This is a genomic window from Paraburkholderia sp. EG286A, assembly GCF_040965375.1.
Lineage (GTDB): Bacteria > Pseudomonadota > Gammaproteobacteria > Burkholderiales > Burkholderiaceae > Paraburkholderia.
Genome location: NZ_JBFRCB010000003.1, coordinates 519022 through 533309, shown reverse-complemented (window position 1 = coordinate 533309; position 14288 = coordinate 519022). Strand labels below are relative to the sequence as shown.

The following is a 14288-nucleotide window of genomic DNA, read 5'->3' as shown; positions in this document are numbered from 1 at the left end:
TCCGGGTTTTGCAAAAACCGTGTTAGTCTCAAATGAATATTGACTGCGGATCAAAAATAGCCACGATGAAGACGTCGACCGACGAACTGCTCGTATTCGTCACCGTGATCGATGCGGGGTCGATCACCGCCGCGGCCGAAAAGCTCGAGCAGACCGTCTCGGGCGTGAGCCGCGCGCTGACGCGGCTCGAAAAGCAGCTGGGCGTCGCGCTGATCCTGCGTACCACGCGGCGCCTGCAACTCACCGAAGAGGGCGAGCTGTTCCTCGATCGCGCCCGCACGATTCTCGCGGCGCTGGCCGACGCCGAGGAGGCCGTCACGCGCCACCGCGAGCGTCCCTCCGGGCGGCTGCGCGTGGATGCGGCCACGCCGTTCATGCTTCATTGCATCGTGCCGCACGTCGCGGCATTCGCCGACGCGTATCCCGAGATCGAACTCGAACTCACGAACAACGAGCGCATCGTCGATTTGCTGGAGCAGCGCGTCGATATCGCCATTCGCATCGGCACGCTGCAGGACTCGACGCTGCACGCGCGCTCGCTCGGCACGAGCCGTTTGCGCATTGTCGCGAGCCCGGGCTATCTCGCGGCGCACGGCACGCCGCGCAGCGTGGCCGCGTTGCGCGACCATCGGCTGATCGGCTTTACGGCGCCCGCGCATCTGAACGGCTGGCCGCTGCGCGTGGCGGGCGGCGACCAAACGCGCGCGACCACGAAGACCCAGGAGATCGAGCCCGGCTACACGATCGCGCCCGCGCTTTCGGCGTCGAGCGGCGAGACGATACGCCAGCTCGCGCTCGCCGGCAGCGGCGTTGCGTGCCTGTCCGACTTCCTCACCACGGCCGACCGCGACGCGGGCCGCCTCGTCACCGTGCTCGACGACGCGCTGATCGAATCGCGCCAGCCGATCCACGCCGTCTACTACCGCAGCGCGGCGCTCGCGGCGCGCGTGCAGTGTTTTCTCGCGTTTATTGGGGGCAGGCTGCAACTCGACGCGTGACGGGCAGTGGCGGCGCTCTCGTGGATAGTCCCAGGCTACACGGGCCGCAAAGGGGAGTTGTATAGACAGGCGCGCCAGGCTAGACTTCGGCCACTTTCGCGACTTGTATAGACAGGATTCGACCATGCTCCCGACCCTTCGCCTCACGCCCGGCCATCTGACCCTGCCCCAACTGCGCCAGATCGCGCGCGAGGCAGTGCGGCTCGAGCTCGATCCGGCCAGCTTCGCCGCCATCGACGCAGGCGCACGCGCCGTTGCCGAGATCACGGCGAAGGGCGAGCCCGCCTACGGCATCAATACGGGCTTCGGGCGTCTGGCGAGCACGCATATCCCGAGCGACCAGCTCGAACTGCTGCAGCGCAATCTGGTGCTCTCGCACGCCGTGGGCGTGGGCGAGCCGATGTCGCGTCCGGTCGTACGTCTGCTCATGGCGCTGAAGCTGTCGAGCCTCGGCCGCGGCTATTCGGGCATCCGCCGCGAAGTGATGGTCGCGCTCATCGCGCTGTTCAACGCCGACGTGCTGCCGCTCATTCCCGTGAAGGGCTCGGTGGGCGCCTCGGGCGACCTCGCGCCGCTCGCGCATATGTCGGCGGTGCTGCTCGGCATCGGCGAGGTGTTCATCCGCGGAGAGCGCGCCAGCGCCGAAGCGGGTCTCGCGGCTGCGGGCCTCAAGCCGCTCGCGCTGCAGGCGAAGGAAGGTCTCGCGCTGCTCAACGGCACGCAGGCTTCCGCCGCGCTTGCGCTCTACAACATGTTCGCGATCGAGGACCTCTACCGCACGGCGCTCGTCTCGGGCGCGCTCAGCGTGGACGCCGCGGCCGGTTCGGTGAAACCGTTCGACGCGCGCATTCACGAACTGCGCGGCCATCGCGGCCAGATCGAGGCGGCCGCGGCCTATCGCACGCTGCTCGAAGGCTCGGCGATCAACCTCTCGCACCGCGACTGCGGCAAGGTCCAGGACCCGTATTCGCTGCGCTGCCAGCCGCAGGTGATGGGCGCGTGTCTGGACCAGATGCGCCACGCGGCGCAGGTGCTGCTCATCGAGGCGAACGCGGTGTCGGACAATCCGCTGATCTTCCCGGAAACGAATGAAGTGCTCTCGGGCGGCAACTTCCACGCGGAACCGGTGGCCTTCGCCGCCGACAATCTCGCGCTGGCCGCGGCCGAAATCGGCGCACTGGCCGAGCGCCGCATCGCGCTGCTCATCGACGCGACGCTTTCGGGCCTGCCGCCTTTCCTCGTGAAGGACGGCGGCGTGAACTCGGGCTTCATGATCGCGCACGTTACGGCGGCTGCCCTGGCGTCGGAAAACAAGACGCTCGCGCATCCGGCCTCGGTCGATTCGCTGCCGACTTCGGCAAACCAGGAAGACCACGTGTCGATGGCGACGTTCGCCGCGCGCAAGCTCGCCGATATCGCCGACAACACGGCCAACATCCTCGCGATCGAACTGCTCGCCGCCGCCCAGGGTGTGGACCTGCGCGCGCCGCACCACACGAGCCCGGCGCTCGCGCACGTGATGCAGTCGGTGCGCGCCGAGGTGCCGCATTACGACCTCGATCGCTACTTCGCGCCGGATATCGAAGCGATCACGCGTCTCGTGCAGAACGGTGCGATCGCTTCGCACAGCCCGTTCGCGTTCGAATCCGAGGCGCAATAACACGCAACCACGCGCAAACAGGCGCCAAGCCAAAGCACGGGCCAACGCGATGAACGCTCCCGCATACCAGGGCATCAAGGACTTCATCCTCGCGCGCATTCACGCCGGTGAGTGGAGCGAGGGCGACCAGGTGCCTTCGGAGAACGAACTGGCGCGCGAGTTCAAGGTCGCGCGCATGACCGTGAACCGGGCGTTGCGCGAACTCACCGCGGAACAGGTGCTCACGCGCGTGCAGGGCGCGGGCACCTTCGTCGCGCGGCCCAAGTACGAATCGACGCTCGTCGCCATTCGCAGCATCTCCGACGAAATCCTCGCGCGCGGGCACCGCTACCGCGCCGAGGTGCTCGAGATCGGCGTGCATCGCGCCGACGAGGCGCTCGCCGTCGAAATGGGGCTCGCCGCGAACGATCAGGTGTTCAACTCGCGCGTGCTCCACTTCGAGAACGACGAGCCCGTGCAGCTCGAAGAGCGCTGGGTCAATCCCGCCGTCGCGCCCGATTACGCGGCGCAGGACTTCACGCACATCACGCCGAACCAGTACCTCGTGCATGTCGCGCCGCTGCAGGGCGTCGAGTACCGCATCGAGGCGCTCGCCCCCGAGGCGCAGACGCGCGTCCACCTCGCCATGGGCGAGGCCGAGCCGTGCCTCGTGCTGCATCGGCGCACCCGCTCGCGCGGGCTCGTCGCGTCGGTCGCCAATCTCTGGCATCCGGGCAGCCGTTACCGCTTCACCGGGCATTTCTAAGGCCATCCAGGTCGGGCCGCCCCGGTCCCTTCGCGCCGCTCGCCGCGATTTCCTCAGTCATTTTCTGTGCCTCTCTGGCCGTCATCGGCATGCGTCTTGCTCGCTTTACGGATGGCTGACCAAGGTCGCCAACTAAGTGCCAACAACGTTGCGCGGATGGGGTCAGACGGCCAGCGAAAGCGCGCATGGTGCGCCGCAGCCCGTATCATTGGCAGATGACGCGAACGAAGGAGGAGCTCCGCAATGGACGATGCCAACGCCACGCTCATGCCGATGTGGCGGGCCAATCTGGCGCTGCTCACGCGCGAGGTCGGGTCCGCCACCCGGCTCGCGCGCATGATGACGTTTTCCGCGAGCTACATGAAGCTGATCGTGTCGGGCCAGCGCGACTTCAGCGCGGAGTTCGTGCGCGGCGTGGAAGCCGTCACGGGCCTGCCCGAAGGCTGGATGGACGTGAAGCACGATAGCGCCGACGTGCCCGACGAGACGCGCGAAGCGATCGCGAGCGAGACGCCGCGCGCGCGCTTTCGCGGCACCGCGCATCCGGTGCGCAAGGCGCCCGTGCTGCGCGTGGAGCCGATCTTCGGCCAGGGCGCGAAGCGCGAGGAAGCGCCGGCGACGCCCGAGGCGCACCGGCGTCTCGCGGGCACGCGCAAGATCCGCGATCTCGCCGCGCAGGACGTGCGCAAGCTCGAGCGCTACCTGAGCGTGCCGCCGGTCGAGCCGGCGGTGCTGCGCTCGCGTATCGAAGACGTGATCAACTACGCCGACCCCGACGAACGCGTGCGCGCCGATCTCGAAGGCCGCCTCGAGCAGATCGAGAAGCATCGCGAAATGCTGCTGCGGCACGTCTCGCGCCTCTACGCGCTGCTGTCGCGGCTGGGTGACGACTGACTGATTCGTTGCCCGAATCATCGTCGGAAGATCATCGCTCCTGGACGCGCAGTTCCGCGAGGATCTGGTCGGCGAGAAAGTCGCACGGCGGTCGGTTCGAGCGCGCGCTGCGCGCGAGCACCACTTCGAGCTCGGGGAGTGCCGGCAGGCCGTGCTGGCGGCCGAGCGTGACGAACGTCTCGCGCACCGCGCAGCGCGCGAGCGGCGCGATGGCGAGCCCCGCGGCCACCATGCTGCACAGGCCCATCAGACTCGGGCTTTCATACGATGTGCGATAGGCGATCTTCGCGCGCTCCAGCGCCTGGATCGCATTCGTATGCGCGACGCTGCCGCCGCCGAAGAGGGCGACCGGCAACGGACGCTCGCGCCAGATCTCGCGCCCGCTCGCCGCGCTCACCGCCGCGGGGGGCGCGGCCCACACCATCGGCTCGAAGCGGATGAACTCGCCCGCCAACCCGCGCGTGCGCGTGATGCAGGCGAGGTCGATCTTGTTGTCCTTCAGGAGCGGCAGGAGTGCGCTGCTCGGCAGCCCGATCACCTGGATCTCCACCTTTGGCCAGTTCGCCGAGAACTTGCGCAGCACCGGCGGCATGAGCGAGGACGCGTAGTCGTCGGGCACGCCGATCGACACGCGCCCCGTCACCTCCGGGTGCGCGAGCGAGGCCCACGCTTCGTCGCGCAACGCGAGCATGCGCCGCGCGTAGGCGATCAGCGTCTGGCCGTCGGGCGTGGGCGTGACGCTGCGCGGCGCGCGGATGAACAGCGGCTTGCCGATGGACTCCTCGAGCGCGCGGATCTGCATGCTGAGCGCGGCCTGCGAGCGATGCACGAGCGCGGCGCCGCGCACGAAGCTGCCGGCGTCGGCGACGGCCACCACCATGGCGAGCACGTCGAGGTCGAGGGTCTTCATTGGTATAAGAAAAATTGATCGAAGGCTTCAATATAACGCGTTTGTCTGAACGCGGGGACGCGCCGATACTGGGGCCGTACCGACCCTTCGCGTTGTTCTTCGCCTCCGGAGAAGCCCATGTTGATGTCGCCGCCCGTCGATTTGACCTACGAACGATTCCAGCAACTGCAGATGCGGCTCGACATGTCGCGCGGCAAGCCTTCGCCCGAACAGCTCGACCTCTCGCAGGCGCTCATCGACGAAGCCGGGCAGGCCGGCTATCTCGCGCGCGACGGCTTCGACTGCCGCAACTACGGTCTGGCGAGCGGCCTGCCCGAGGCGCGCGAGTTGGGCGCCGGGCTGCTCGGCGTGCCGGCCGCCCAGGTGATCGCGGCGGGCAATTCGAGCCTCGAACTGATGCATGACGCGCTGACCTTCGCGCTGCTGCACGGCGTGCCGGTGGGCGAGGGCGCGGAGGTGGGCGCGCCGTGGCGGGCGCAGGGCGAGATCGCGTTCCTCTGCCCGGCGCCGGGCTACGACCGCCACTTCGCGATCTGCGAGGCACTGGGCGTGCGCATGATCGCCGTGCCGATGCGCGAAGACGGCCCCGACATGGACCGCGTGGAAGCGCTCATGCGCGACGATCCATCGATCAGGGGCATGTGGTGCGTGCCGCTCTACAGCAACCCGACGGGCGCGATCTGGTCCGACGAGGTGATCCGGCGTCTGGCCGCGATGCCCGCCGCGCCCGACTTCCGACTCTTCTGGGACGACGCCTACCGCTTCCACCACCTCAGCGACGAAGCGCACACGACGCTCGACGTATTCGAGGCCTGCGCGGCGGCGGGCCACGCAGAGCGCGCCTTGATGTTCGCGTCGTTCTCGAAGGTGACGTTCGGCGGCGGCGCGTTCGCGTGGCTCGCCGCCGCGCCGCGCAACGTCGCCTGGTGGCAGAAGCACTCGGCCGTGCGCACGATCGGGCCGGACAAGCTCAACCAGTTGCGCCACGTGCGCTTTCTGCGCGACCGCGCGACGCTCACCGCGTTGATGGCGCGCCATCGCGCGCTGCTCAAGCCGAAGTTCGATGCGGTCGACGCGGTGTTCCGCGCGCGCCTCGCCGGCCTGCCCGGCGTGATCTGGAACGTGCCGCGCGGCGGCTATTTCATCAGCCTTTATGCGCCCGAGGGTTGCGCGCGCCGCACGGTCGAACTCGCGGCGGCGGCGGGACTCGTCCTCACGCCCGCGGGCGCGGCGTTCCCGTATGGCGTCGATCCGCACGACAGCCATCTGCGGATTGCACCGTCGTTTCCGGCGCTCGATGAGGTGCGCCTTGCCGCCGAGGGCATCGCCCTGTCGCTGCTGCGCGCCATCGAAGAACGGCGGGGATAGCGGCCGGGGCGGGTCCGGCGGCGCGCGCGGCGATGTGTTACAACGGCAGACGTAGCCCACGAACGTAGCCAACGAACGTTGCCAACTTCACGCGAGGTTGCCGTGCAAGGTCTCGCCGTTTCATTGCAACGCGCGCTCGCCCAGCGCGAGCGCGAAGGCCGCGCCGATAGCGGCCGTGCGCCCACGGCGCGCCCGCTCGCGGCGGGCGCCGGCTGGTCGGTCGACGACGTCGTCTGCACGCTCGGTCCTGGCGACCGGCCCTACGAGGAGCGCCACACGAGCGCGTGCCTCGCCGTCGTGGCGGCCGGCGTGTTCGGCTACCGCAGCGGCAACGCGCGCGCGCTGATGACGCCCGGCGCGCTCATGCTCGGGGAAACCGGCGCCTGCTTCGAATGCGGCCACCGTCACGCGGCGGGCGACCGCTGCCTCTCGTTCCATTACGACCCCGCCTGGCTCGACGAGCAGGCCGCGGCCGCGGGCTTCGCGCCTGGCGCGCGCCGCTGGCGAGCCGCGCGGGTGCCGCCGGTGCGCGCGCTCGCGCCGCTCGTGGCGCACGCTTGCGCCGACGCGCTCGCGCAGGAGCGGGGCCACGCGCCCGGACTGGGCGCCGCCGCCTGGGCTGAAATTGCGCTGAAACTGGCGCTCACGACCTTGCGGGTGGTCGCGAGCGGCAAGGACGCGGCCACCCCTGCCACGCCGGGCGCCGCCGCGGCGGCACGCGTGGTGGCGACGCTGCGCCTGATCGACGAAACGCCCGACGATGCGCATACGCTCGCCAGCCTCGCGAGCGCGGCGGGCGTGAGTGAGTTCTATTTTCTGCGCACCTTCGCGGCGGTGGCCGGCGTGACCCCGCATCAATATCTGCTGCGCGCGCGATTGCGCGCCGCCGCACTGCGTCTTGCCGACGACGACGAAACGAAGATCGTCGACGTTGCGTTTGCGAGCGGCTTCAACGATCTGTCGAACTTCAACGCGGCGTTTCGCACGGAGTTCGGCGCGAGTCCCCGTGCATGGCGTGCCGCGCAGCGCGAGCGCCATCTCGCGCGGACGTCATGGCCGAACGCCGCGCAAGCGGCGGCGCGCGCCTGAGACGCCCATGACGCGAGGCGAGGGGATCAGGCGCGGCGCCCGGTGCGTCGCGTCGTGCCTTGCGTTGAGCCTCGCGTTGATTCTGACGATCGCGAGCGGCCCTGCCCGCGCCCAGGCGAGCGACCGAAGCCCCGACAGCGCGGCGCGCGTCGAGCCGGCCGATCGCGCTGCGCAAACCGACGTTCCGCCGTACACGCTCGAGCGCGACGTCCATCTCTTCGTCGTGCAGCGGGACGGCTCGGTCGTCGAGGACGACGACACCGTGCTGCGCGCCAACACCACCGCCGGCGTGGACGAGATCGCCCAGCGCTATGTCTGGTTCAATAAGGATATCGAAACGATTACCCAGCTCTCGGCCGAGACCATCGATCCGGACGGCAGCGCGCACGCGGTCGGCGCGAGCGGCATCCGCGACGTGCAGGAGCCGCGCTCGGCGGGCGCGCCCACGTTCGAGGACGGCGTGCTGCGCACGGTGATCTTTCCGGGCGTCCAGGTCGGGTCGCGCGTGCATCTGCATTTCGCCAAACGCCGCGCGAAGGCGCTCGACGCGGGCACGTTCTCGTACTTCGTCGAGCCGACCGGCGAACCGGTGGAGTTCCAGCGCCTCATCTTCGATTTGCCCGCCGACGTGCCGCTCCACGCCGACGCGCGCGGCTACACGGCGCTCGCCCCCGAGACGGCGAACGGCCGTACCCGCTACGCGTTCGACTACCGGCACGGCCCCTATGCGCCGCTCGAAGCGGGGGCGGTGGCGTACGTGAACTGGGGCGACCGGCTGATGGTGTCGGCGGTGCCCGACTTCGCCGCGTTCGCCGCGCGCTATCGCGATGCCGCCGCCGATCCCACCTCGACCGATCCGGCCATCGCAGCGCTCGCGCAGGCGCTCACGGCGGGCGTGAGCGACCCGCGCGACAAGGCGCGCCGCATTTACGACTGGATGCGCTTCAATATCCGCTACGTCGCACTGTTTCTTGGCGAGACCGCGGCCGTGCCGCATCGCGCGACCGACATCCTGCGCAACCGCTACGGCGACTGCAAGGACCACGTGGCGCTCTTCAGCGCGCTGCTCGCGGCGGTGGGCATACGCGCCGAGCCCGTGCTGCTCAATCTCGGCCCCGTCTATACGCTGCCCGACGTGCCGGGCTATGGCGCGCATGCGATCAACCATGCGATCGCGTGGCTGCCCGACCTCGGCGTGTATGCGGACACCTCCTCGGGCGGCTACGCGTTCGGCTACCTGCCGCCGGGCGTGATGGACCGGCCCGTGCTGCTCGTCGACGACGGCGTGCTTTCGCGTACGCCCGCAACCGAGCGGCGCGAGCGCACGGCGCGCCTGTCGCTCGAGGTGGGCGCGACCGGCGACGCTGCCTACAGCTACTACGTGCAAGACGAAGGCGCGGGCGCGGAGCCCGAGCGCAACTCGTTTCGCCGCGCGACACACGCGCAGGCGCAGCAACTCGCGGCGCAGCGCCTGCGGCTCACCGGACTCGCCGGCACCGCGCACGTGAGCACGGGCCCGACCGAGGCAACCGACGGACCGTTTTCGGTGACGATGGAAGGCACGCTCGATCATCTGGTCTGGCGCGACGGCACGACGGCAATCCCCACCACGAGCAGCTTCACGGGCGGCATTGCCACGCAGATCGACAGCTGGCTCGCGCAGCCGCGCCGCACACAGCCCTGGGCGTGCATCGGCGGGGAATTTACGGAGAGCGCGCAGATCGCGCTGCCCGCGTTTGCGCGCGTGACCGATGTGCCGCAAGACACGCAGGTGAGCGACGCGTTTCTCGACTACACGTCGCACTACGTGTTCGACGCGCGCTCGCGCACGCTGCAGATCGAGCGGCGGCTGGCGGCGCGTTTTGGTCACCAGATGTGCGCGGCCGACGAATTCGCGCAGATGCGCGACGCGCTCGTGCGCATCGAGCGCGACACGCACGCGCAGATCGTCGTGCGGGCGGCGAGCGCGCCGCAGCAACCGTGAGCGGGGCTCAGCCGCCGCGCGTCGTCACCGGCACCCACACGCCTTTCTTCACCTGCCAGAGCGTGGAGGCGCCGTTCTTGAGCGAGCCGTCCGGCTCGAAGGCGATGCGGCCCGTCACGCCGTCGAAGGCGAGCGCCTTGAGCGCGCTGCGGTAAACCTCGGGCTGCGCCGATTTCGCATTGACCATCGCGTGGATCGCGGCCCACGCCGCGTCGTAGCCGAACGGCGCGTAGGCGAGCACGTTGGCGCCGAAGCGGGCTTTGAAAGCCTGCTCGAAACGCGGGCCCTCCGGCAGCTGCGCGAGCGGGCGGCCGTACTCCCAGGCCATCGCGCCTTCGGCGGCTGCGCCCGCGGCCTGGGTGAAGTCGGCGTTCGCCACGCCGCCGCCGCCCACGAACTGCGCGTTCATGCTGCGCGCCTTCATCTGCTTCGCGAGCGCCGCGCCCTGGTGCGCGAGGCCGCCGAAGTAGAGCAGATCGGCATCGGCGGCCTTGATTTTCGCGAGCTGCGGGCCGAAGTCGCTCGCGATGCTTTCCGCGAACTCGCGCGCCACCACGTTGCCGCCATGCTCGCGCACCGCGTGCTCGAACACGTCGGCTTCGCCCTGACCGAAGGCGGTGCGGTCGTCGATGATGGCCACGCGTTTGGCCTTCATCACGTCCACGGCCCACGCGCCGGCGATGCCTGCGTTCTGCGCGTCGTTTGCAATCACCATGAAGGTGTTGGCGAAGCCTTGCGACGTGATGACGGGATTGGTGGCCGCGGGGCTGATCATCGGAATGCCGGCGCTCTCGTAGATGCGCGAGGCGGGAATGGCCGAGCCCGAATTGAAGTGGCCGACCACGGCGTTGACCCCCTGATTCGCCAGCGTCGCGGCGGCCTGCACGCCGAGGCGCGGGTCGCTGCGGTCGTCGATGGGGACCAGTTCGAAGTGCGCCGTCTGCTCGCCGATCTTGAGGTTTTGCGCGTTCGCATCGTCGAGGGCGAGCTGCACGCCGTTTTGCAGATCGCGGCCGTAATTGGCGTAGTCGCCCGAGAGCGGCGAGACGAAGCCGATGCGCACGTCGAGCGGGCCGGCGGCCAGGGCGCTGCGGCTCGCGCCGAGCGTCCCGACGGTAGCCAGCGCGCCGATCAGGAGCCCGGCCGCAAGCTTGCGGCACGCACGGTACGGCTGGGCGAATGCGCAGGCGCTAGTGGTTCCAGGCGCGGCAGCGAGACTCATGGTGACTCCTTGCGCGACAGCGGCGCGGTGTTCTTGTGTGCGTTTTGTCCGGGTACGCCGCGCCGCGCGCCGGCGTGGCGCGGAGGCTGGGCGTCTCGTTTTCAGGTCTTGCGTCTTGCGGTTTGCGACTGCGGCTTGCCGGGACGGGCTGTGCGACGGCTGCGCGCGTGGGTGGGGTGGCTCAGCCGGGTCCCCATGTGCGCCGGCTGGGCGCGCGCCTTCGTGAGGCGGCGGATGGCGAGCAATATAGCAGGCCGCCGGGTCAATCGCTCACGCCGTGTCGCGCGGGTGGGCTACTCGCCCCTTTGCAGTTCGAAGAGCGCGTCGCGCAGGTGCACGAGCGGCGCCATGGTGTCGGCGCTCGCCCATCCTTCGAGGTCGTCGAGCGCGCGGTTGCAGCCGTCGAGCACCACGTCGAGATCGACGGGAACGCCGTTGGCGAGCGCAAGGCGAATCGTCGCTTCGAAGCGTTCGCATTCGTCGTCGCCGTACGAGATGTCGAGCGTGTCGGCAATGGTCTGGGCGATGTCGCTGCGTTGGCGGTCGCTCTCGTCGACGAAGTCGATGATGCCGCGTGCGACGTCGGGCGCATGGTAAAGCGCGATGTCGAGCCACACGGCGGGATCGAAATCGCTCTCGTGGCTTTGTTCCTCGAAGTATTCGATGGCTTCCTGCTCGTGGGTCTCGCCGGCGTCGACGGCGAGGCAAAGCTGCTCGAAATACTCTTCCTGTTCGCTACGGATTGAATCGGACATCGGTCATTCTCTAAAGACGGTGGGCGCCGCGGCGGTGCGCTGTGTCTGGCCGCCGCAAGTCATGCGGACGGCATTATAGGCCGCGCGCGCACCTCTTCAGTTTAGGCAGCTTCCACCGCCCAGGCGTCGAACCATTCGCGCGGGCGCGCGATCTGGTCTTGCGCCGCGACGATTTCCAGTTCGTAGCGGCCTGCGTCGTAAGTCGCCTTCACCACGGCGTTCACGGCCGCGAGCGTGTGTTCGAACGCGCGGCGCAGCGAGTCGCCGAGCATCAGGCGCGCGACGAACACCGCGCTCGTCACGTCGCCCACGCCCACGGGCTGGCGCGCGAACGGGTAGAGCGGGCGCTGGCCGAGCCACGCTTCATGCTCGGTCACGACGAGCATGTTGAAGCGGTCGGCAGGGCTGTTGCGGTCGAGCAGATGCTTCACGAGGACCAGCTTCGGGCCGCGGCGCAACAGTTCGCGGCACGCGAGCACGCCTTCTTCCGCGGTCTCGATCTCGCGGCCCACGAGCCGTTGCAGCTCGATGTGATTGGGGATCATCGCGTCGGCGACCTCGGGCATGTTGCGCACGAGGAACTCCTGGATGCCGGGCTCGACGCGGCAGCCGTTCTCGGCGTTGAGCGTGCCCATCACCGGGTCGCAAAAGTAGCGCGCCTGCGGGTTGGCGGCCTTCACGGCGCGCACCACGTCGATCACGGCCTGGGCCTGCTCGGGGGTGCCGAGGTAGCCCGACAGCACCGCATCGCAGCGCGGCAGCACGCCGATCGCGCCGATGCCTTCGACGAGATCCACGACCTCGTCCGAGCCGATGGCGGCGCCGGTCCAGTGGCCGTATTGCGTGTGATTCGAGAACTGCACCGTGTTGAGCGGCCAGACATTGACGCCCAGGCGGCGCATGGGAAACACCGCGGCGCTGTTGCCCGCGTGACCGAACACGACGTGCGACTGGATGCTCAAAACGTTTTTCATGGCCGGTCCAGATTTCGTTATCGCTTGCGGCGCTTCGAGCAGCGCGCCTTTGCGCAGGTGCAGCAACGATAACCGAATTCGCTGCGCCCAGTCGATGGATGCGTGGGCGCGGTGTTGCGTGTGCGCCTGCCGCGAGCGCCAGCACGGCGCCTGGGCAGGCGCTAGGCCACGACGTGTTGACCGGCCAGCTCGCGATAGAGCGCCATGTAGCGTTGCGCCGACGCCGCCCAGCCGAAGTCCTGCTGCATTGCACGCGTGCGCGTCTCGCGCCAGTCGCGGCTGCGCCCATAGAGCGCGAAGGCGCGGCGGATCGCGGCCGTGAGCGCGTCGGGCTCGAAGCGCTCGAACACGAAGCCGGTGGCGAGACTATCGGCGAGATTTTCCAGCGAGGCGTCGACCACCGTATCGGCGAGTCCGCCCACGCGGTGCACGAGCGGCAGGGCGCCATAAGCAAGCGCATAGAGCTGTGTGAGGCCGCACGGCTCGAAGCGCGAGGGGACCATCATCACGTCGGCGCCCGCGACGATCTCGTGGGCGAGCGTCTCGTCGAAGCCCAGTTCCACGGCCACCGATTCGGGATGCTGGTGCGCGGCGCGCGTGTAGCCCTGTTCGAGGCTGGGGTCGCCGGTGCCGAGCACGACGAGCTGCCCGCCGCGCGCGACGATCTCGGGCAGCGCCGCGAGCAGCAGGTCGAGGCCCTTTTGCTCGGTGAGCCGGCTCACCACGCCGAACACCGGGGCGTCGTGCTTCTGCGCGAGCTTCAGGCGCGCCTGCAGCGCCGCCTTGCAGCGCATCTTGCCGCTCTGGCGCGTGGCCGAATAGCGCGTGGCGATAGCCGCGTCGCTCGACGGATTCCAGACGGCGTAGTCCACGCCATTGAGGATGCCGACGAGGTCGTGCGTGCGTCCGCGCAGCAGCGCCTCGAGGCCGCCGCCCTGGGCGACGGTCTGAATCTCGCGTGCGTAGGTCGGGCTCACCGTCGTGATCTTGTCGGCGAAATAGAGGCCGGCTTTCAGAAACGAAAGCTGGCCGTAGAATTCCACCCCGTGCATGTCGAAGAAGTCGCGCGGCAGGCCGAGCGAGTCGAACTGCTGTGCGGGAAAGATGCCCTGGTATGCGAGGTTGTGAATCGTGAAGATCGAGCGCGCGCCGCCGGGCGCCATGCTCGTGCCGCGCTCGCGCGCCGCCGCGCGCAGATAGGCCGGCGCGAGCCCCGCGTGCCAGTCGTGCGCCTGCACGATGGCGGGCGCCCAGTCGGGATCGAGGTGCAGCGCGAGCTGCGCGGCGGTCCAGCCGAGCAGCGCGAAACGCTGGGCGTTGTCGCCGTAGGGCACGTGTTCGGCGTCGAGGTAGGGGTTGCCGGGGCGCGCGTAGAACGCATCGGCGCGGATCATGTAGACGGCCAGCTCGCTGCCGGGCAGACGCCCGAGTTCCAGCGTCGCCTCGGGCGCGCCGAACGTGCGCCCGAGGCGCGCGACGGGGCGCAGGTCCTCGAGCCCCGCCGCCACGGGCGCGAAGCCCGGCAGCAGCAGACGGGCGTCGGCGCCCTGTTCGATCAGCGCGGCGGGCAGGGCGGCGGTGACGTCGGCGAGGCCGCCGGTCTTCAGGAGCGGATACAGCTCGCTGGCTACGTGCAGGACGCGAATGGTCATCGGGAGTCAGTCCTCTCGGTGCTCGGGTTGCTTGCGG

Annotated in this window: 12 protein-coding genes; 7 read left to right on the top strand and 5 right to left on the bottom strand. The window is 69.4% G+C overall.

Annotated elements, in window-relative coordinates; genetic code table 11:
• The first annotated feature begins 65 nt into the window (after window positions 1–65).
• The 4 genes from AB4Y35_RS15165 to AB4Y35_RS15150 all read left to right on the top strand — a co-directional run bounded on the left by AB4Y35_RS15165 (window position 66) and on the right by AB4Y35_RS15150 (window position 4297).
• Window positions 66–998, top strand: coding sequence for a LysR substrate-binding domain-containing protein (locus AB4Y35_RS15165; protein ID WP_368704944.1), 933 nt, complete (start codon window positions 66–68; stop codon window positions 996–998).
• A gap of 124 nt (window positions 999–1122) precedes the next feature.
• On the top strand, window positions 1123–2658 hold the full coding sequence (gene hutH, locus AB4Y35_RS15160) for a histidine ammonia-lyase (RefSeq protein ID WP_368704943.1): 1536 nt from the start codon (window positions 1123–1125) through the stop codon (window positions 2656–2658).
• Between the two features lie 49 nt (window positions 2659–2707).
• Complete coding sequence (hutC, locus tag AB4Y35_RS15155) at window positions 2708–3403, top strand: histidine utilization repressor (RefSeq protein WP_368686503.1); 696 nt, start codon at window positions 2708–2710, stop codon at window positions 3401–3403.
• Window positions 3404–3646: 243 nt separating this feature from the next.
• A complete protein-coding gene (locus tag AB4Y35_RS15150; RefSeq protein ID WP_368704942.1) occupies window positions 3647–4297 on the top strand; it encodes a hypothetical protein in 651 nt (216 codons plus the stop codon).
• Between the two features lie 31 nt (window positions 4298–4328).
• Here AB4Y35_RS15150 and AB4Y35_RS15145 read toward each other — a convergent pair whose 3' ends face one another.
• Window positions 4329–5207 carry a LysR substrate-binding domain-containing protein gene (locus AB4Y35_RS15145; protein ID WP_368704941.1) on the bottom strand — a complete coding sequence of 293 codons (879 nt, stop codon included), beginning with the start codon at window positions 5205–5207 and terminating at the stop codon, window positions 4329–4331.
• Between the two features lie 117 nt (window positions 5208–5324).
• On the opposite strand from AB4Y35_RS15145, the gene AB4Y35_RS15140 reads away from it, so the two are divergent.
• The 3 genes from AB4Y35_RS15140 to AB4Y35_RS15130 all read left to right on the top strand — a co-directional run bounded on the left by AB4Y35_RS15140 (window position 5325) and on the right by AB4Y35_RS15130 (window position 9648).
• Window positions 5325–6575, top strand: a complete 1251-nt coding sequence (locus tag AB4Y35_RS15140) for an aminotransferase class I/II-fold pyridoxal phosphate-dependent enzyme (protein WP_368704940.1) — start codon at window positions 5325–5327, stop codon at window positions 6573–6575.
• 102 nt (window positions 6576–6677) lie between these two features.
• Window positions 6678–7664: a helix-turn-helix domain-containing protein gene (locus AB4Y35_RS15135; RefSeq protein ID WP_368704939.1), complete on the top strand. Its 987-nt coding sequence runs from the start codon at window positions 6678–6680 to the stop codon at window positions 7662–7664.
• Window positions 7665–7740: 76 nt separating this feature from the next.
• Window positions 7741–9648 carry a DUF3857 domain-containing transglutaminase family protein gene (locus tag AB4Y35_RS15130; protein WP_368704938.1) on the top strand — a complete coding sequence of 636 codons (1908 nt, stop codon included), beginning with the start codon at window positions 7741–7743 and terminating at the stop codon, window positions 9646–9648.
• Between the two features lie 7 nt (window positions 9649–9655).
• Here the strand turns inward: AB4Y35_RS15130 and AB4Y35_RS15125 are convergent, their stop codons facing one another.
• The 4 genes from AB4Y35_RS15125 to glgA all read right to left on the bottom strand — a co-directional run bounded on the left by AB4Y35_RS15125 (window position 9656) and on the right by glgA (window position 14251).
• Window positions 9656–10870: a branched-chain amino acid ABC transporter substrate-binding protein gene (locus AB4Y35_RS15125; RefSeq protein ID WP_368704937.1), complete on the bottom strand. Its 1215-nt coding sequence runs from the start codon at window positions 10868–10870 to the stop codon at window positions 9656–9658.
• Between the two features lie 293 nt (window positions 10871–11163).
• Entirely contained in the window at window positions 11164–11625 is a 462-nt protein-coding gene (locus AB4Y35_RS15120) for a hypothetical protein (RefSeq protein ID WP_368704936.1), read from the bottom strand.
• 101 nt (window positions 11626–11726) lie between these two features.
• Entirely contained in the window at window positions 11727–12599 is an 873-nt protein-coding gene (gene pdxY, locus AB4Y35_RS15115; RefSeq protein ID WP_368686498.1) for a pyridoxal kinase PdxY, read from the bottom strand.
• A gap of 161 nt (window positions 12600–12760) precedes the next feature.
• Window positions 12761–14251 (bottom strand): glycogen synthase GlgA, encoded by a 1491-nt coding sequence (glgA, locus tag AB4Y35_RS15110; RefSeq protein ID WP_368704935.1) that lies wholly within the window; start codon window positions 14249–14251, stop codon window positions 12761–12763.
• Between the last annotated feature and the right edge of the window lie 37 nt (window positions 14252–14288).